The organism is Streptomyces sp. HNM0575, assembly GCF_012726265.1.
Lineage (GTDB): Bacteria > Actinomycetota > Actinomycetes > Streptomycetales > Streptomycetaceae > Streptomyces.
On record NZ_JAASAG010000003.1, the window covers coordinates 108,996 to 127,589 of the forward strand.

The following is an 18,594-nucleotide window of genomic DNA, read 5'->3' on the forward strand; positions in this document are numbered from 1 at the left end:
AACCTGGGAGAGCACACATGACCCAGCAGCACACACAGGAGAACAAGGCCCGAGAGGCCGCAGGGGCCGCAGGCGCCGAAGGGGCCGACAGCACCGCTCGCACCACCGGAACCGAAGGCACCGCCGGGCCCCCGGACGGCACGCCCGCGGGCCGTTCCCGGCTCGACCGGTACTTCCGCATATCGCAGCGCCGCTCCACCGTCGCGCGCGAAGTGCGCGGCGGCGCCACGACGTTCATGGCGATGGCCTACATCGTCCTGCTCAACCCCGTGATCCTCTCCGTGCCGGACGCGCACAAGGCGACCCTCGACGGCGGCCAGGTCACCACCGCGACGGCGTTCGCCGCCGCGGTCACCACGCTGGTGATGGGGGTGCTCGGCAACGTGCCGCTGGCGCTGGCCGCGGGGCTCAGCGTCTCCGCGGTGCTCGCCTATCAGGTCGCGCCGGTGATGACCTGGCCGAACGCGTTCGGCATGTGCGTCGTGTACGGAGCGGTGATCATCCTGCTCGTCGTCACGGGACTGCGGCGGCTGATCATGGACGCGATACCGCTGGCCATGAAGCACGCCATCACCATGGGCATCGGCCTGTTCGTCACCCTCATCGGCCTCGTACAGGCGGGTTTCGTCACCGGCATGCCGGGGCCCGGCGGCGTCGCCGGCGCCAAGCCGGTGCAGCTGGGCACCCACGACATGCTCACCGGCTGGCCCGTGCTGTGCTTCGCCGTCACGCTGCTGCTCGTCTTCGTGCTCCAGGTGCGGAGGGTGCCGGGCGCGATCCTCACCGGCATCGTCGGCGGCACGGTCGTGGCCGGTCTCGTACACCACTTCGCGGGCCTGGACAAGAAGGACTGGGGCGGGCGGAACGTACCGGAGATCTCCGGCGGCATCGTGAGCACGCCCGACTTCGGCCTGTTCGGAAAGGTCTCCTTCGACGGCATCGCCGACGTCGGCGCCGTCACGGTCGGCGTCATCGTCTTCACGCTCGTGCTCGCGGGCTTCTTCGACGCGATCGGCACGATCATCGGCATCGGCCAGCAGGCCGGGCTCGCCGACGACGACGGGCGCATGCCCGGCCTGAACAAGGCACTCGCCATCGACGGCGCCGGCGGGGTCGCCGGAGGAGTCGCGGGCGCCTCCGGCCAGACCGTCTTCGTGGAGTCGACGGCCGGAGTCGGCGACGGTGCGCGCACGGGGCTCGCGAGCGTCGTCACCGGGCTCGGCTTCACGCTCTGCCTGTTCTTCACGCCGCTCGCGCAGGTCATCCCCACCCAGGTCGCGGCGGCAGCGCTCGTCGTCATCGGCTCGATGATGATGACCAACGCCCGGCACATCGACTGGAACGACGCCGCCACCACGGTGCCGGTCTTCCTGACGATGGTGCTGATGCCCTTCACGTACTCCATCACCGCAGGCATCGCCGCCGGGAGCATCTCGTACGTCGTGATCAAGACCGCTCAGGGAAGGTGGCGGGACGTCGGTGCGTTGATGTGGGGGCTGGCCGCGGTCTTCCTCGTCTATTTCGCGCTGAGCCCGCTCGAAGGATGGCTGGGCATGGGGTGAAAGCGGACGGGGCGGCAACCACGGACGGCGGGGCGGCACGCCCGCTGTCCTGTACGCCCGCGGTCCCTGTACGTTCGCGGCCCGCACCCCGGTCCCGCATGCTCGCCCGTGTCCCGACGCCAGTGAGGAGCCACCGATGCTCGACATCGCCGCCGAACTGCACCGCTGGTGCGAAGAGGAGCGCGACTTCGCCGTCGCGACCGTCGTCGCGGTCAGCGGCAGCGCGCCCCGCCGGCCGGGTGCCGCGCTCGCCGTCGACGCGGACGGCGAGGCGGTCGGCAGCGTCTCCGGCGGCTGCGTCGAGGGCGCGGTCTACGAGCTGTGCCAGGAGGCGATGGTCTCCGGGCGCAGCGTGGCCGAGCGCTTCGGCTACAGCGACGAGGACGCCTTCGCGGTGGGGCTGACCTGCGGCGGAGTCATCGACGTACTCGTGACGCCGGTGCGCCGCGGCACGGACGCCTACCCGGTGTACGCGGCGGCGGTGGCCGCCGCCGCCGAGGGCCGGGCCGTCGCGCTCACCCGCGTCGTGGAGGGCCCGGAGGAGCTGCTCGGGGGCGCGATGTACGTACGGGCGGACGGCGAGGGCGGCAGGGACCTCGGCGGCGTCTCCGGCACCCTCGGCGGCTCCGCCGCGCTCGACGCGACCGCCGTCGCACAGACCCGGGCGCTGCTGGACGCGGGCCGCACCGCCACCGTCGAGACCGGCACGGAGGGCGGCCCGCCCGGCGCCGGCGGGCACGCCGCCGCGGGCGACGGCGACCCGCTGTGCGGTCCGGCGGTGACGCTGCTGGTCGAGTCGAGCGCGCCGCCGCCGCGGATGCTGGTCTTCGGCGCGATCGACTTCGCGAGCGCGCTGGCGCGCACCGGCGCCTTCCTCGGCTACCGGGTCACCGTGTGCGACGCCCGTCCCGTCTTCGCCACGGCCGCCCGCTTCCCCGACGCGGACGAGGTCGTCGTCGACTGGCCGCACCGCTATCTCGACTCCCAGGAGCTGGACGCCCGTACGGTCGTGTGCGTGCTGACGCACGACGCCAAGTTCGACGTGCCGCTGCTGGAGCGTGCGCTCCGGCTGCCCATCGCGTACGTGGGGGCCATGGGGTCGCGCCGCACCCATCTGGCCCGGCTGGAGCAGCTGCGCGAGGCGGGCGTGAGCGATGCCGAACTGGCGCGCCTGCACTCGCCGATCGGCCTCGACCTGGGTGCCCGTACGCCCGAGGAGACGGCGCTGTCGATCGCGGCCGAGATCGTCGCCGTACGGCACGGCGGCACCGGCGTCCCCCTCACCGGCGCGCACACGCCGATCCACCGCGAGGGCGCCGGTGCGGCGGAGCATGTGGAGCGACGGCTCGGCGAAGTGGCCTGAACGGGCCCGTCACCGGCCGTCCCACGGAGGCCGCCCGGCGCATGGAGCGGCCTTACGGATGGCTCGCCGGAGCCCGTCGCTCCGCGCGTCGTTGCGGCTCCGGACACGGACTCCCGCAGGTGGGCGGCGAGTTCAGAACAGCTTGACGTCCGCCAGGACCGCGAGGTGGTCGGAGCCGTCGAGTTCGAGGAACTGGGCCTCGACGGCCGTCAGCGGATCGCTGACCAGCACGTGGTCGATCTGCGCGCCCATCGGGCGCAGCGGGGTGCCGTTGGGCCACGTCGGGGTGCGGGACTGCCCGGTCAGGCGGGCGGAATCGTTCAGTCCCGTCCTCAGTACGGAGCGGAACGCGGCGTGGTCCTGGGAGGAGTTGAAGTCGCCGGCGACGATCGTCGGGGTGCCGTCGCGCGAAGCGCCGTACGAGCGGAGCGTGCCGAGCTCCTGGCGCCAGCTGTCCAGCGCGTCGGGCCGCGGCGGCATCGGGTGTGCGACTTGAATCTTCACACGTGTTCCGGCGACGTCCGCCACCGCGTTCGGCATGGCCAGCCGCCCCGGCAGCGACCCCCGCTCCTGAAGCGGGAACGTGCTCAGCAGCGCCGAACCGCCCGCGCCCGGGGCGTCGATGATGTGCCGGTAGGGATAGGACTCGTTCATCCGCACGCTGCGCAGCGCCTCGGCGCACCGCCCGTCGCACTCCTGCACCGAGACGAGCTGAGGGCGCTCGCGGCGCACCGTGCGCAGCAGAGCACCGGTCGCGTCGCCGTAGTGCAGATTGGCCGTCAGGACGCGGAAGCGTGCCTTGCCGGTGCGCTCCGCGGCGCCCGCCGGGGCGTCCGGGCCCTGGGGGAGGGTGTATCCGACGGTCGCGGCGAGCACGGCGATCGCCCACAGCGCGACCAGGCCGCGCCGCGTCAGCACCGCGTACAGCAGGGCCAGCCACCCCGGTACGAGGAACCAGGGCAGGAATGCGAGGAGTTGGGCGATGGGCGTGGGCCCGTCGTCGTTCATGCCGCGGAAGCTGAGCGGGACGCTCAGCACGGTCAGTACGAACGCGACGAACCAGACCAGGGCACCGCGGCGCGTCCGCCGCGGTGCCCGTTCGCGCCGTTCACGCTCATAGCGGGGCCGGACGGGCCGTGGAGCGGGCTGGAGCGGATGCCCCGTCACCGTGCCACGGCCGCCGTCCCGCCTGATGCGATGGTTCCGGTCCCCCGTCAACACAAGGCCGATGTTGCCTTATCGCACTCGTCTTCGGGCGCGCGTCCTCCTGATCTTTTCTTCGTCCGCGCACTTCCCGACGAGACCTGCCGTTCCTGGTCGCGTCACCGTCAAGAAAGCCCCCGCACACCCGGCGACGGGCGGGTGGGCTTGCCCGCTTTCGCACGGTGCGGCCCTTTCCTGGCGATGAGTGCCCGGGCCGGCGCGGGTCGTCCGTACCGGCCTCCGCACACGGCACACGCGCTCCGTGCGCGGCGGCGCCTGTACGGGCGGTGCCGCGGTGCTTCCCGGGGAGGGCCTCAGGTGGGGGTCGCCGGGCAGTCCGTGGCGGTGGACTCGGGCAGGCACGAGGCGACGCGTTCCGCGGTGGCCCGTGCGCGCGTACCCGTGGTCAGCAGCGCCAGCAGCAGTACGGCCACGCCGCACCCCGTGAAGATCCACCACCCCGTCGCATGCGAACCGGCCGCCACCGCCGCCCCGATGACGGCGACGCCGAGCGCGGACCCGATCTGACGGCTCGTCGACGCGATGCTCGCGGCCAGCCCGGAGCGCGCGCTCGGCATGCCGGAGACCGCGGCGTTGGTGATGGGCGCGTTGACCAGGCCGAAGCCGATGCCGAACAGGACGTACGAGGTGATGAGCAGCACCCGGTGGCCCTCGGCGTCGAGGAGCGCGAAGAGCACGCCGCTCGCCGTCATGAACACCCCCGCGAGCAGCAGCGGCAGCCGTGCGCCGCGGATCGCCACCAGGTGCCCGGACAGCGGTGCGAAGACGGCCGTCATCGCCGCCATCGGCAGCAGGTACAGCCCGGCCTGGAAGGCGGAGAGCCCGAGGTCGTTCTGAAGATGCAGGGTGCTGAGGAAGAGGAATCCGGCGAGTGCGGCGAAGGACGTGACCGCGGTGACCGTAGCCCCGGAGAAGGGGATGCTGCGGAAGAAGCGGAATTCGACGAGCGGTTCGATGCGGCGCCGCTCGTACGCGGGCAGCACGGCCGCCGCGCACACGCTCGCGGCGAAGCAGCTGAGGATCAGCGGCGACGTCCATCCCGCGTTGCGGCCCTCGATGATCGCGAAGGTGAGCGATCCGAGCACGGCCATCACCAGCAGCTGACCGCCCGGGTCGAGCCGGCGCGGGTGCGGTGCCCGCGACTCCGGTACGAACAGCGCCGTCAGCAGCAGCGCGGCCAGACCGACGGGAATGTTCAGCCAGAAGATCGCCCGCCAGTTCACCGCCGCGACGAGCACACCGCCCATCAGCGGCCCGGCCGCCATGGAGATTCCGACGACGCCGCCCCACACCCCGATGGCGCGCGCCCGCTCCCGCGGCTCGGTGAAGGTGTTGGTGATGATCGACATCGCGACCGGGTTGAGCATCGAACCGCCCACCGCCTGAAGCGCGCGGAACGCCACGAGCCAGCCGAGCGAGGGCGCGAGCGCACACAGCAGCGAGCCGCCCGTGAACAGCACCAGCCCCGTCTGGAACACCCGCCGCCTGCCGATCCGGTCCGCGGTCGAGCCGGAGAGCATCAGCAGCGAGGCGATGACGACCGTGTAGGCGTCGAGGGTCCACTGGAGCCCGGGCACGGAGGCGTGCAGATCCCGCTGGAGCGAGGGCAGAGCCACGTTCAGCGCCGTCAGGTCGAGACTGACGATCAGCAGGCTCATGCAGCAGATGCCCAGCACCAGCAGGCGTCTGGGAGAGCTCGCACTCGTCACGTCACGGGAAGCGGGGGCCATCCCTACAGCATCCACGGCCGTCGTACGAACTGCTGCTCGGGGGTGGTGTGCGGGGGCTCGGTGACCCAGGATGATCCGCAGCGTGACCGGCGGCTGAGACCGGCGGCTGAGACCGGCGGCTGTGACCGGCGGCCGGGACCGGCGGCTGTGGTCGAGGGCGGGGCCGCCGCACGGCGGCAGCGCACGCGCCCCGGCGGCCCGCGGCAGCGGCAGGCCACGCGCAGATCGGACAGCGGCACCCGAGGAGTGACGATGACGGCGACCGAGCCCACCAGCCCCACCGACGCCTTCCGCGCCGCCCGGGACACCCTGCTGAGGCACCGCACGGACTACGAAGGGGCACGCGCCGCCTTCTCCTGGCCCAGGCCCGAGCACTTCAACTGGGCGCTCGACTGGTTCGACGCCGTCGCCGAGGACAACGACCGCACCGCGCTGCACATCGTCGAGGAGGACGGCCGCTCCGCCCGCCACAGCTTCGCGGAGATGCGCGACCGCTCCGCACAGGTCGCCAACTGGCTGCGCGCGCAAGGCGTTTCGCCCGGTCACCGGATCGTCCTGATGCTCGGCAACCAGGTCGAGCTGTGGGAGACGCTGCTGGCCTGCATGAAGCTGCGCGCCGTCGTCATCCCGGCGACGCCGCTGCTGGGCCCGGCCGATCTCGCCGACCGCATCGACCGCGGCGAGGCGCGCCACGTGATCGTACGGGCGGAGGACACGGGCAAGTTCGCGACCGTGGAGGGGGACTACACGCGGATCGCCGTGGGCACGGAGGGTGCGGCGGACACCGCGGGCGCGCCGGGGGAGGCGGGCGGCGCGCCCGGCGGCTGGCTCGCCTACGAGGACGCCTACGGCGCGTCCGCCGCCTTCGAGCCCGACGGCCCGACCCGCGCCGACGACACGCTGCTGCTCTACTTCACCTCCGGTACGACGGCCCAGCCCAAGCTCGTCGAGCACACCCATGTCTCCTACCCCGTGGGCCACTTGGCGACGATGTACTGGATCGGGCTGCGACCCGGCGACGTGCACCTCAACATCTCCTCGCCGGGGTGGGCCAAGCACGCCTGGTCCAACGTCTTCGCGCCCTGGAACGCCGAAGCGACGATCTTCATCTACAACTACGCCCGCTTCGACGCCGACCGGCTGCTCGCCGAGATCGAGCAGGCGGGCGTCACCAGCTTCTGCGCGCCGCCGACGGTGTGGCGCATGCTGATCCAGGCCGACTTGACCAAGCTGGCGGCCGTACCGCGCGAGGTGGTCGCGGCGGGCGAGCCGCTCAACCCGGAAGTCATCGAGCACGTACGGCGTGCCTGGGACAGGACCATCCGCGACGGCTTCGGCCAGACCGAGACGGCCGTGCAGGTCGCCAACTCGCCCGGCCAGCAGCTCAAGCCGGGCTCCATGGGACGTGCGATGCCCGGGTTCGACGTGACGCTGCTCGACCCGGTGACGGGGGAGGCAGGCGCCGACGAGGGCGAGATCTGTCTGGACCTCTCAACCCGGCCCGTCGGCCTGATGACGGGCTACCACGGCGACGGCGAACGCACGGACGAGGCGATGGCCGGGGGCTACTACCGCACCGGAGACATCGGTTCACGCGACGAGGATGGTTACATCACCTACGTCGGCCGGTCCGACGACGTCTTCAAGGCGAGCGACTACAAGATCTCGCCGTTCGAGCTGGAGAGCGCGCTGCTGGAGCACGAGGCGGTCGCCGAGGCCGCGGTCGTGCCCTCCCCCGACGAACTGCGCCTCGCGGTGCCCAAGGCGTACGTGGTGCTCGCGGAAGGGTGGCGGCCGGGCCGGGGGACGGCCGAGGCGATCTTCGCGCACTCGCGGGAGACGCTGGCGCCGTACAAGAGGGTCCGCGTCATCGAGTTCGCGGAGCTGCCGAAGACCATCTCCGGCAAGATCCGCCGTGTCGAACTGCGGGCGCACGCGGCGCAGGGCGCGGGGGAGGAGTTCCGCGAGGAGAAGTGAGGCACGAACCTCGCGGGGCCGCGGGATCCGGGCCGGGTCACGAGTCCCAGGTGACCGGGAGGCTCTTGACCCCGTAGACGTCCGCGGTCTCCGGGCGCAGGCCGACCTCCTCGGCCGGTACGGCCAGGCGCAGCGTGGGGAAGCGGTCGAACAGCGCGGGGAACGCCACCCGCATCTCGACACGGGCCAGTTGCTGGCCCAGGCACTGGTGGACGCCGTGCCCGAAGGCCAGGTGCCCGCCGTCCTGCCTGTGCACGTCGAGCGCGTGGGGTTCGGCGAAGCGCTCCGGGTCGCGGTTGGCGGTGCTGTACGAAAGGATCACCGGGGAGCCGGCCTCGATGGTCCGGCCGCCCAACTCGACGTCCTCCAGCGCCGTTCTCATGAACGTCTTGGCGACACTGAGATACCGCAGCAGTTCCTCCACGGCCTGGTCGGTGAGGGCGGGATCGGCGCGCAGCGCGGCCAGTTGGGCGGGGTTGCTCAGCAGCGCGAAGGTGCCGAGGGCCAGCATGTTCGAGGTGGTGTCCAGCCCGGCGGCCAGCAGGAGCAGGGCGATTCCCTTCAGCTCCTCGTCGGTCAGATCGCTGTCGGCGAGTTCGCTGAGCACGTCGTCGGTCGGGTCCGCGCGCTTGGCGGCCACGAGCTTCGCGCAGTACTCCTGGGTCGCGATGTAGGCCGCCGTCACCTCCTCGTCGCTCTTCTCCCCGTTCACGAGCGAGTCGACCTGCTCCTGGAAGGAGTCCCGGTCCGCGTACGGCACGCCGAGAAGCTCACAGATGGCGACGGCGGGTACGGGCTTGGCGAACGCGGTCACCAGGTCCGCCGGCGGCCCGGACTCCTCCATGGCGTCCAGGCGTTCGGCGGTGATCTGCTCGATCCGTTCGGTGAGCAGCCGCATCCGCCGCACGGTGAACTTGCCCATCAGCGGCTTGCGGTAACGGCGGTGGCGTGGATCGTCCATGAGCAGGAACTCGCCCGGCGACGCCGGCGGGGCTTCGATGTCCCCGTAGTCGACGGTCGGGTGGAGCATGAGCTCCTTGCGCGAGCTGAAGCGCGGGTCGGCCAGAACCGATCTGACGAGCTCGTATCCGGTGATCAGCCAGCCGGGCTTTCCGCCGGGAAAGGTGTAGCGGCTGATCGGGCCGTGCCGGCGGGCGTCGATCAGCTCTGCCGGCGGATCGAAGGGGCAGCCGGGCCGGCGCGCCGCGGGCAGCGTCGGGACGGTGTGCAGGGATTCACTCATGGCCGTTCCTCATCTCGCCGCAGCACGTATTCAGCACAAGTCGAAAGCTACGTTGCGTTGAAGAATGACGTCAATCGACTTAAGGGCATAAGTGCAGGTGAAAGGCGGTAAGTTGGTGCAATGACGCTGCGGCCGAATGCAATTTCTGCGTTGCAATGAATGATGGCGAAGGCAATACTGGCGGCATGCCAGGAGGACGACTGACCCAGCAGGAGCGCCACCGCATCGCGGCCGGCCTCACCGACGGCCTCTCATACGCCGAGATCGCCAGGCGGCTGGACCGTCCGACGTCGACGATCACCCGGGAGGTCGGACGCAACGGCGGCCCCGGCGGCTACCGGCCTCAGCAGGCGCACGAGGCGACGGCTCGCAGGGCGCGGCGCGGCACACCGGCACCCTCGCGCGCGGGCAAGCGCAAGCCGCAGATCGGCACGATGGAAGAGGAGATCATCGAGATGGCGGTCAGGACGGGGCTGCCGAGGATGACGGCGCGCGTCCACCTCGACCTGCTGCTGTCCGAGGACGGCAGGCGCACCGCCGCCGAGTTGACCCGCCGGCTGAAGGTCAGTCCGGCCTCCGTCTCCGTGTCCGTGAACTACCTCGTCCAGCACGGGTACGTCCGGCGCGAGCGCGATCCGCAGCGGCGGCGCGACATCTACGTAGTCGACGACGACGCCTGGTACCACTCGATCGTGATCGGCTCGCGGCAGACCCTCGAGTCGGCGCGCCTCGCTATCGCGGCGGCGGAGACGATGGGGCCCGGCAGCCCGGTGGGGCAACGGCTGGCCAGGGCTGGGGCGTTCCTGGAGCGGGTCAGCCTGGACGTGCTGGAGTCGGCGGACCGCCGGCGCGCCCTGCTGGCGGGCGGGTAGGTCAGCACACGGAGCGGATCAGCTCGTCGGCAGGGTCGTTGACGGCCTGCGGCATGCCCGTCAGGTCGAGCACGAACAGCGGCACGGAGAGCGAGTCGGCGCGGGTGCGCGCCTCCCGCGAGTAGCCCGCGAGCGAGAAACAGGCCGTGCCCACCTCCTCGTTGAGCCCGTTCAGCCAGAGCGTCTCGACCTCGCGCAGCGTCGTCGGCGCGGTCGTGGGGTCGACGTGCGCGATGATGCCCGCCCCGCGCACGTCCACGCCCGAGGAAGGCCGCTTCTCCGTCACCCGCACCTCGGGGAAGCCGAGCCAGCGCAGATACTCCGCGGCGGCGGTGCGGGCGTCCTGTGCCGTACGGATCGTGACGGGCCGGAAGGCGGGGCGTGTCCTCGGCTCCCGCTGTCGCCGGTCCTGCTGCTCGTGCTGCTGCTCTTGCTGCTGTTCCCGTTGTGTGCCGTGCGGCTTGACGGACGCGGCGGGGGCGGACGAGGGGCCGCCGGTCCCGGGGGAGGCGCCGGACGGTGCGTCGTCCGTGCCGGTGCCGGTGCCGGTGCCTGTTCCTGTTCCTGTGCCGGGCCCTGCGACGGTGTCCGCTGTGTCCCTCCCGGAATCCCTCCCGGAATCCCTCCCGGAATCCCGCCCGGGATCCCGGCCCTGGCCCGCGCCCGGCCGGGAGGCGGCCCCGGTCACGGACGCCTCACCGGCGGCCGAGGAGGGTCCCGGCTGCGGCGGCACGACCGGCAGCCTCAGCAACGTGCCGCATCCGCAGCCGAGTTCGGGCTGCGGCCACTCCTTCGACGTACCGCAGGCCGGGCAGCGGACCTCCACCCACGAGCCCGCCCACGTACGGTGCCTCACTTGCGCGGGCGTACCGTCGCGCAGCAGCGGCAGCGTGACGGGGGCGCCGCAGTCGCAGGGATAGACGGGCGGCGCGTAGGTGTGCTCGCGGCGGCACTCGGGGCAGCGCACGGGCACGCTTTCTGCCATCTCTTCGGCTCCAGCGGCATCAGCGGGGACGACGGGCGGAGGGCGTGGGGTCCTGCCCATATCGTCGCCGAAAGGACGGGGTTTCCGAAGAGGAACGGAACAGAAACGGGTGCGAACAATGGGGAGCGGGCCCCGTCCGCTTGCCGTTCGGGGCTTCCCGGATTCCGCGGCGGGCACGGTCCCGTTCGTCTTCCCGTCCGCCGCACACGGTCAATCCACGGGCACGGGGCCCCGGTTGCTGCCGCCACCGTCCAACGAGGCCCCGGCCGGGGCCAGTCCGGTGGACCATGCCGGACGGGCCCGTGGCCGGGAGAGGGCTCAGCGCTTGAGCGTGAAGGTGAAGTCGCCGGAGAGCCTGCCGCTCAGGGAGACCGCCGAGACGAGTCGCCCTTCCGTGATCAGTCTCCCGACCCCGGCCCGCGAAAGGCCGCAGCCTTCAGCAACCAGGCGCACCGGTCGCAGAGGGATCCGGGCCGCGAAGCGGACCGAGACGTCGATCACCTCCTGGTCGAGATGGTCCGATCCGCCCGTGTCGAGTCGCCAGGCGCCGTCCCAGTCGAGGGTTATGCGATTACGCCGCCGTTCCACGGGTTTTCGGGACCGCGTCGATGTCCGGCCCGTGTGGCGCGTTCGTGTGCGCCTCGCTGCGGGTGGTGAGGGAGGCTGCGTATGTTGGCCTCGGATTCGTGATGTCAGGGGGGAAGTTGGAAGCAGGAGTCGCGCGAGATCTTGAACCCGCTGTCGAGGGACAGGCGTCTGAGCGGCGTACCGACAGAGTGGTGTTCGGGATCGCGGTCCTACTGGCACTCGCGTTCGTGGTGTGGGGTGCGGTCGCAACGGACTCGCTGGTGAGCGTCTCCACGGCGATGCTCATCAGCACCATGCACAACGGCGGTTGGGCCTTCGTGCTCGCTGCGCCGGGGTGTGTGGTCTTCTCGCTGGGGCTGGCCTTCAGCCGCTACGGGGAGATCACTCTCGGTAAGGAAGGAGAGCAGCCGGAGTTCCGGACCGTCTCGTGGGTCGCGATGATGTTCAGCGCGGGTATGGGTCTCACTCTGCTCTTCTACGGGGTGAGCGAGCCGCTCGCGCACTTCACCGACCCGCCGCCCGGTACGCCCGCCGGTGGCTCCGCGGCGGAGCGGATGCAGACGGCGATGTCGACGACGCTGTTCCACTGGACGCTGTACCCGTGGGCGATCTTCGCGGTCGTCGGTCTCGCCATCGCCTACAGCTGCTTCAGGCGCGGTCGCCGGCAGACGATCAGCGCCGTCTTCACGCCACTCGTGGGTGAGAAGAACGCAAACGGCGCCTTCGGGCGAGTGATCGACATCCTCGCGCTTCTCGCGACGCTCTTCGGTACCGCCTCCTCGCTGGGCCGCGGGGCCCTCCAGATCAGCAGCGGCGTCAAGGAAGTCGGCTGGGCCGGCAGCGTCGGCACTCTGACCCTTGCGGCTGTCACCGCCGGTCTCGCCATTCCCTGCGTCGCCTATGCCGCTTCGGGCGTGCAGAGAGGCTTCCAACGGCTCAGCAACATGAACATGGTGCTTGCCACGTCGCTGGCCGTCTTCGTCTTCGTGGAGGGGCCCACCGTACTGACCCTCAATCTGCTGCCCACATCGGTAAGTTCGTTCGTCGGTGATCTGCCGCAGTTGGCGGCCCGTACAGAGTCCACGGCGGGGAAGGGCGTCGCCGAATGGCTGTCGTCGTGGACGGTCTTCTACTGGGCGTGGTGGATCTCCTGGACACCCTTCGTGGGCATGTTCATCGCGCGCATCAGCCGTGGCCGTACGATCCGTCAGTTCGTCGGCGGCGTGATTCTCGTGCCGAGCGTCGTCAGCCTGATCTGGTTCGCGGCTTTCGGTGGTACGGCGATCAGCCTGGAGCGGAGTGGAGCGGGGATCAGCGAGGTGTCGACAGTCGAGAATCAGCTCTTCGCGGTGCTGCGCGAGTACCCCCTCGTAGGGGCGACCATGTTGATGGCGCTGATTCTGATGGCCACGTTCTTCGTCTCCGGCGCCGACGCCGCATCTCGCGTCATGGGCACCCTCTCGCAGAGGGGCGCCCTGGAGCCGAGCCGCAACGTCGTGGTCGTCTGGGGGTTGTTGCTCGGCGCCTTGGCCATGGTGATGCTGCTGATCGGTGGCGGCGGTGCCGAGGCGATCGATGGACTGAAGACGCTGGCGGTCCTCGTGGCCGTGCCGTTCACACTCGTCATGATCGGTATGTGCGCCGCCGTCCTCCGTGATCTGCGCGGCGACCCGCTGACCCTGCTCGGTGATCGCCGCACGAAAGCGGTGGAGGCCGCGGTCACCGCGGGCGATGACCAGTACGGCGGCGAGTTCGCGATCCGGATCCGGCCCTCTGACGCCTCAACTCCCCACGGGGGCAATGATCTTGAGGCACCGGCTCGACTGCCTGGAAGCCGCGGCCCGTGCCCCGCCCCCGTCGCCGACCGCAAGCGAACTGCCGGGCGGGACGGAAAGGATCGTGGCGCATGAGTCGTCAGGGGCGTGCCGCTCGTATCGCGGCGGTGCTGTTGAGCGGCGCCGTGTGTGCCGGTGGCCTGTGGTGGACGGTGCTCGCGCTGAGGCGGGGGGAACTCGACGAGGCCGACATGGCCGGGGTGTTGTCGTTCTGGCTGGGCCTGGTCGGCACGGTCTGCGGTGCCTGGGGTCTGTGGGCGGCCCTACGCGGCATGAGTGCGCAGCGTACGGCGGACGTGGTCGCCGGGGAACTGGCGCAGAGGGTCGTGTGGGCGGAGGGCGAGCAGTACCGGCGACTGCTGGGCAACGGGCCGTCGGCTCCCCGTGAACCGATCGACCTGACTTTCACCGCGAACGTCCCCGGCGACGACGAGGACGCCTTGTCGGGGAGGCTGGAAGACGCGGCGGAGATCTACCGGAGCCTGCGGCCGGGACGGATGGTCATCACCGGGACTCACTCTTCCTCCTCTTCCGCCACCGGCACCAGGAGCGCCGAGGTGCGGGGAGGTGGCGACGCCGGCACCGGCAAGACCGTGCTCGCCCTGGCCCTGCTGCTGGGCCTGGCCAGGGAACGCACCGAGGGTGAGCCTGTGCCGGTACGGCTGACCGCGGCCTCATGGCCCGGGGGCACGATGCGCCAGTGGCTGCACGCCCACCTCACCGGCGCCTACCAGCTCAACTCCCGTGATGCCGAAGTGCTCCTCGACGCCGGGCTCGTGCTGCCGGTCGTCGACGGCCTGGACGAGATGGACGCGGGCAGCGCCCCCGGCTACACCTCTCGCGCCGCCGAACTGCTGCGCGCCGTCGAGCGCTTCGAGCGCGGAGGCGCGCACTGCCCGGTGGTCATCACCTGCCGGCGTGGCCACTATGAGGCGCTGGCGGACGCGGACGTCCGGCCGTACCCGGTCGTCGACCTCGCCCTGGTTCGCATCGAAGCGGCCCGTGCCCGTGACTATCTGGCGCGGAGTGTGGCCGCGACCGGCGTCGGCCGGGAGCGGTGGCATGCGGTGCTCAGCGCCCTGGAGGAAGCCGCGTCGGCGGGACAGTCCGGCACCGCGTCCAGGACCGCCGCGACCCTGGCCGCCGCGCTGGACACGCCCTGGCGACTCACCCTGGCCGCCACTGTCTTCCAAGAGCGCAGTCCCGACGGGGACTACACACGTGACCCCGCCGACTTGCTCACTCTCGCCGAGCAGGGCCGGCTGCACGACCATCTCCTGGACTGCTACATCGGAGCCGTCGTCGCCGCGTCCCGTCACGGGGAGGATGCCTCGACTCCCGGGCCCCAGGGCCGGAAGGGCCGAAGGCCGCAGCCCGGCGCCGACCTCGTGCGGTCGCGGCTCACGACTCTCGCCCGCTACCTCGACGCCAACTCGGGAACCGCGTCCCGTCCGCCGCGCACCGTTGCCGGCCGCACCCTCAGCAGCACCGACCTGATCCTGCACGAGCTGTGGCCCCTCGGCGGCCCGGGCCGGGTGCGGTGGGTTGAGGGCGTTGTCTCCGTACTGCTCCTCTTCGTCTTCCTGGTCCCCTTGGCGCTGCTGGACGCCAACTACCTTGTCCTCTCCCTGGGGTTGCTGCCGTCCGCGGTCCTCGCGGTACGGGACAGGGTGTGGCCGCAGCCACGGCGCATGGACCTGCGCCGTCTGCACGCCCATCCCGGACTGCGAATCCTCGTCGGCGGGCTCGGCGTCGTGCTCGTGGGCGCGCTGCTGGCAGGGCTGCGAGCCGGACTCGGGTATGTGCTCGTCCTGGGAAGTGTGTTCACGGTCCTGCTCTCCGAGGGGGCCACCGCGCCCAGGAAGCACGAGCCGGTGACCGACCCGCGTGATCTGCTGCGTGGTGATCTCATCGCCAGGCTCGTGGGCGGCCTGGGGACTGGGACCGTGGTGGGCTTGGGGGCCGGTCTGCTGGGCGGACCCGCGATCGGACTCGGGGCCGTACCGGCGGTCGCGGCCGGATTCTGGATACTGCTGGGGCTCACGGACGGAGCCGTGAACGGTGACGTCAGCACCGGCGGTCACGCGGTGGTCCGCTACCTCGCGCTTCTGCTGTGCACCCGGGGGCGGTTGCCGTTGCGGCTGGGCCGATTTCTGGACGACTGCTATCAGTTGGGCATCCTGCGCGTGGCCGGTACGGCGTGGCAGTTCCGGCACCGCGAACTCCAGGACCGCCTCGCGTCCCGGCCGGAGCTGCCAAGTCAGCGCTGAAGACGGGCCTGTCGGCGTCGGCCCGGTCGGGAAGGCTGCGCGCGAGCGGCGAGGACGGGCGCGCGTACATCGCACGCCGTGCCCGGCCCGACGGGCCGCGCCGCTCCCTCAGGGCACTCGCCCATCAGGTGCCACGCGGCCCTCCGGCAGGAACTCCGGCCGCCCGCCAGGGCGTCACCCCTCTTCGAACTCCCGTACCGCGTCGATGTCCGCGCCGTGCGGCGTGTTCGCCTCCCGCTCGATCATGATCTCCACGAGTACGGGACGCGATGTCGCCACCGCCTCCTTGCGCGCCCACTGGATCGCTCCCGCGATCTCGTCCGGCTCCCACACGCGCCGTCCCGAACAGCCGTAGGCCTCCATGACCTTGACGTTGTCCGTGCCGAACTCGTCATAGTGGATGTCGACTTGGTAGTTCATGCCGTAGCCGGCCTCGGCCTGCCGGATCAGGCCCAGATACTCGTTGTTGAGCATGATCAGCACATACGGCACGTCGTACTGGGCGGCGACGGCCAGCTCCTCCACCAGGTACTGGAAGCCGTAGTCGCCGACGATGCCCACGACTTCGGCCTCCGGCCTGCCCATGCCCTCCAGCGCCTTCTTCACGCCGATCGCGGCCGGGACCTCCCAGCCCAGCGGCCCCGCCTGCCCGCAGACCTGGTAGTGCCGCGGCAGGTACGCCTTCTGATGCTGCCCGCCCCAGATCTGGTACAGCCCGATGGCGGTGACGAAGTACGTGTCCTCGTCGAAGGCCTCGTTGATCTCCTTGTAGGCGCGGGGCGCCTTGACCGGCACGGCGTCGAAGTCCTCGCGGCGCACCAGCGTCCGCTTCAGCTCCTTGCAGCGCTCCACCCAACTCTCCACGTCCGCCCGTGCCTTGCGCTTGCGCGCGGCGGCCAGCAGCGCCGTGAGGAAGAGCCCGGCGTCGGAGACGATGCCGAGGTCGGGTTCGAAGACCTTGCCGATCTGCCCGGGTTCGATGTCGACGTGCACGAAGGTGCGTTCGCCGCGGTAGACGCCGATGTCCGCGCCGGTGTGCCGGTCGCCGAAGCGCGCGCCCACCGCGAGCACGAAGTCGGCTTCCAGGAAGGAGGCGTTGGCGTACCGCTGCGACGTCTGGATGCCGGTCGTGCCGAGGTTGAGTTCGTGGTCGTCCTCGATGACGCCCTTGCCCATCAGCGTCACCTGGAAGGGCACCCGCAACTCCTCGACCAGCTCGCGCAGTTCGCGGCCCGCGTCGGCGAGGATCACACCTCCGCCCGCGAGCACCAGCGGCCGCTCGGCGGCCAGCAGCATGTCCAACGACCGCTCCACGCGCGGCAGATGGGGCTCCACCGCCGGTACGGGCAGCCGCGTGTCGATCTCCGAGTCGTAGGCGATCTCCCGCTTTGCCAGGTCGAGCGGCAGATCGACGAGCACGGGCCCCGGCCGGCCCGTACGGGCGACGCGGAACGCCTCGCGGAAGACCCAGGGGATCTGCGCGGGCTCCTTGATCTGCACGGCCCACTTGGTGACCGGCTTGGCGATCTCCACGATGTCGACGGCCTGGAACGCCTCCTGATGGAGCTTCGGCGAGACCGCCTGCCCCGTCAGGCAGACCATCGGGATCGAGTCGGCCTGCGCGGTGTAGAGACCGGTGACGAGGTTGGTCGCGCCGGGCCCGGAGGTGGCGATGGCGACGCCCACCTTGCCGTTCGTACGGGCCCAGCCGTCGGCCATGTGGGCCGCGCCCTCCTCGTGCCGCACCGTCAAGTGCTCGATGCGGCCGTCGATTTCCATCGCCTTGTACAGCGGGAGGATCGCGGCGCCGGGGCAGCCGAAGGCGATGTCCACGCCCTCGTCGACCATGATGGAGACGGCCGCGTTCATCGCGGGCATCCGCTTCGGGGCCATGGGTCAGTCCTCCGTCTTCTCGCCGGACAGCCGCCGCACGCCCCGTACCAGCGCGGAGTGGTCGAGCCCGCCGTCGCCCTGCTGCCGCAGCGCCGCCACGAGCTGCGCGAGCAGCGCGCCCGCGGGCACGGCCGCGCCGACGTCGCGGGCCGCGTCCGTGACGATGCCCATGTCCTTGTGGTGCAGATCGACCTTGAAGCCGGGGCGGAAGTCGCCGGAGAGAACGGCCCCCTTCTTGCGGGCCAGCACGGCGGAGCCCGCGAGCCCGCCCCCCAGCACGTCCAGCGCCGCCGCGAGGTCCACGCCGGACTTCTCCAGGAAGACCACGGCCTCGGCGAGCGCCTCGATGTTGACGGCGACGACGAGCTGGTTGGCGGCCTTCACCGTCTGCCCCGAGCCGTGCGGGCCGCACAGCACGATGGTCTTGCCGAGCGCCTCCAGCACGGGCTTCGCCGCGTCGAAGGTCTCCTGCTCGCCGCCGACCATGATGGACAGCGCGCCCTCCACGGCTCCCGCCTCGCCGCCGGAGACGGGCGCGTCGAGCACCTGAACTCCCTTGCCGGCGGCGGCCGTCGCGACATCCACGGAGGTCTGCGGGGTGATGGACGACATGTCGATCAGCAGCGCGCCGGGGCGCACGTGGTCGAGCACTCCGCCCTCGTGCAGGACGACCTGCTCGACCTCCGGCGACGCGGGGACCATGGTGATGACGACGTCGGCCTCGCGTACGGCCTCCGCGACGGACGCGGCTCCCTTGCCGCCGTCCGCGACGAACGCCTCGACCTTCGAGGTCGTGGGATTGAAGGCGGTCACGTCGTAACCGGCCCGCAGCAGGTTGCGCGCCATGGGCGCGCCCATGATGCCGAGGCCGATGAAGGCGACCTTGGTCTGTTCCGGGGTGTAGCTCATGGGGGCGTCATGCCTTTCGAAGTGGCGGTCGTATGGGCGGAGTTGTACGGCACGGTCGTATGGGAGGGGGCGTACGGACCTGGTCGGATGGACGCGACACGCACGTCCGGGGCGCCCGGACCGGGCGGCGGGGCGCCGTGCGC

11 protein-coding genes and 2 pseudogenes are annotated in these 18,594 nt (G+C 71.3%); 6 read left to right on the forward strand and 7 right to left on the reverse strand.

From position 1 onward, the window contains the following. Positions 1–17: 17 nt before the first annotated feature. Both HCC61_RS08520 and HCC61_RS08525 read left to right on the forward strand, forming a co-directional pair. A complete protein-coding gene (locus tag HCC61_RS08520; RefSeq protein WP_169134701.1) occupies positions 18–1,562 on the forward strand; it encodes an NCS2 family permease in 1,545 nt (514 codons plus the stop codon). A gap of 136 nt (positions 1,563–1,698) precedes the next feature. Then, the gene (locus HCC61_RS08525; protein WP_169134702.1) at positions 1,699–2,925 is read left to right on the forward strand and encodes an XdhC/CoxI family protein; all 1,227 of its coding nucleotides are present in this window, start codon (positions 1,699–1,701) and stop codon (positions 2,923–2,925) included. Between the two features lie 132 nt (positions 2,926–3,057). Here the strand turns inward: HCC61_RS08525 and HCC61_RS08530 are convergent, their stop codons facing one another. Next, positions 3,058–4,092, reverse strand: a complete 1,035-nt coding sequence (locus HCC61_RS08530) for an endonuclease/exonuclease/phosphatase family protein (RefSeq protein WP_346777093.1) — start codon at positions 4,090–4,092, stop codon at positions 3,058–3,060. 350 nt (positions 4,093–4,442) lie between these two features. Then, positions 4,443–5,879, reverse strand: coding sequence for an MFS transporter (locus tag HCC61_RS08535; protein ID WP_169134703.1), 1,437 nt, complete (start codon positions 5,877–5,879; stop codon positions 4,443–4,445). A gap of 252 nt (positions 5,880–6,131) precedes the next feature. Between HCC61_RS08535 and HCC61_RS08540 the strand changes: the two genes are divergently transcribed. Then, positions 6,132–7,856, forward strand: coding sequence for an AMP-binding protein (locus tag HCC61_RS08540; RefSeq protein WP_169134704.1), 1,725 nt, complete (start codon positions 6,132–6,134; stop codon positions 7,854–7,856). 37 nt (positions 7,857–7,893) lie between these two features. On the opposite strand, the gene HCC61_RS08545 is transcribed toward HCC61_RS08540, so the two are convergent. Then, positions 7,894–9,099: a cytochrome P450 gene (locus HCC61_RS08545; protein ID WP_169134705.1), complete on the reverse strand. Its 1,206-nt coding sequence runs from the start codon at positions 9,097–9,099 to the stop codon at positions 7,894–7,896. A 185-nt stretch (positions 9,100–9,284) separates the two neighbouring features. Between HCC61_RS08545 and HCC61_RS08550 the strand changes: the two genes are divergently transcribed. After that, positions 9,285–9,971, forward strand: coding sequence for a helix-turn-helix domain-containing protein (locus HCC61_RS08550; RefSeq protein ID WP_169134706.1), 687 nt, complete (start codon positions 9,285–9,287; stop codon positions 9,969–9,971). A gap of 1 nt (position 9,972) precedes the next feature. On the opposite strand, the gene HCC61_RS08555 is transcribed toward HCC61_RS08550, so the two are convergent. Together HCC61_RS08555 and HCC61_RS08560 are read right to left on the reverse strand one after the other, a co-directional pair. Next, positions 9,973–10,956 (reverse strand): hypothetical protein, encoded by a 984-nt coding sequence (locus HCC61_RS08555; RefSeq protein WP_169134707.1) that lies wholly within the window; start codon positions 10,954–10,956, stop codon positions 9,973–9,975. Between the two features lie 318 nt (positions 10,957–11,274). Next, positions 11,275–11,547, reverse strand: a pseudogene (locus tag HCC61_RS08560) (DUF1062 domain-containing protein); the annotation flags it as partial. A 98-nt stretch (positions 11,548–11,645) separates the two neighbouring features. Here HCC61_RS08560 and HCC61_RS08565 point away from each other — a divergent pair. Continuing rightward, complete coding sequence (locus tag HCC61_RS08565) at positions 11,646–13,454, forward strand: BCCT family transporter (protein ID WP_169134708.1); 1,809 nt, start codon at positions 11,646–11,648, stop codon at positions 13,452–13,454. Further along, positions 13,451–15,649, forward strand: a complete 2,199-nt coding sequence (locus tag HCC61_RS08570; RefSeq protein ID WP_169134709.1) for a hypothetical protein — start codon at positions 13,451–13,453, stop codon at positions 15,647–15,649. Before HCC61_RS08565 ends, HCC61_RS08570 begins: the two co-directional genes overlap by 4 nt. A 174-nt stretch (positions 15,650–15,823) precedes the next feature. On the opposite strand, the gene gcl is transcribed toward HCC61_RS08570, so the two are convergent. Then, positions 15,824–17,542, reverse strand: coding sequence for a glyoxylate carboligase (gene gcl / locus HCC61_RS08575; protein WP_206322281.1), 1,719 nt, complete (start codon positions 17,540–17,542; stop codon positions 15,824–15,826). Positions 17,543–17,545: 3 nt separating this feature from the next. Continuing rightward, positions 17,546–18,457, reverse strand: a pseudogene (locus HCC61_RS08580) (2-hydroxy-3-oxopropionate reductase); the annotation flags it as partial. Positions 18,458–18,594 lie beyond the last annotated feature (137 nt).

Coding starts and splice junctions, on each gene's coding strand:
- HCC61_RS08520 (WP_169134701.1), top strand. CDS start 18: ATGACCCAGCAGCACACACAGGAGAACAAGGCCCGAGAGGCCGCAGGG.
- HCC61_RS08525 (WP_169134702.1), top strand. CDS start 1,699: ATGCTCGACATCGCCGCCGAACTGCACCGCTGGTGCGAAGAGGAGCGC.
- HCC61_RS08535 (WP_169134703.1), bottom strand. CDS start 5,879: ATGGCCCCCGCTTCCCGTGACGTGACGAGTGCGAGCTCTCCCAGACGC.
- HCC61_RS08540 (WP_169134704.1), top strand. CDS start 6,132: ATGACGGCGACCGAGCCCACCAGCCCCACCGACGCCTTCCGCGCCGCC.
- HCC61_RS08545 (WP_169134705.1), bottom strand. CDS start 9,099: ATGAGTGAATCCCTGCACACCGTCCCGACGCTGCCCGCGGCGCGCCGG.
- HCC61_RS08550 (WP_169134706.1), top strand. CDS start 9,285: ATGCCAGGAGGACGACTGACCCAGCAGGAGCGCCACCGCATCGCGGCC.
- HCC61_RS08555 (WP_169134707.1), bottom strand. CDS start 10,956: ATGGCAGAAAGCGTGCCCGTGCGCTGCCCCGAGTGCCGCCGCGAGCAC.
- HCC61_RS08565 (WP_169134708.1), top strand. CDS start 11,646: ATGTCAGGGGGGAAGTTGGAAGCAGGAGTCGCGCGAGATCTTGAACCC.
- HCC61_RS08570 (WP_169134709.1), top strand. CDS start 13,451: ATGAGTCGTCAGGGGCGTGCCGCTCGTATCGCGGCGGTGCTGTTGAGC.
- gcl (WP_206322281.1), bottom strand. CDS start 17,542: ATGGCCCCGAAGCGGATGCCCGCGATGAACGCGGCCGTCTCCATCATG.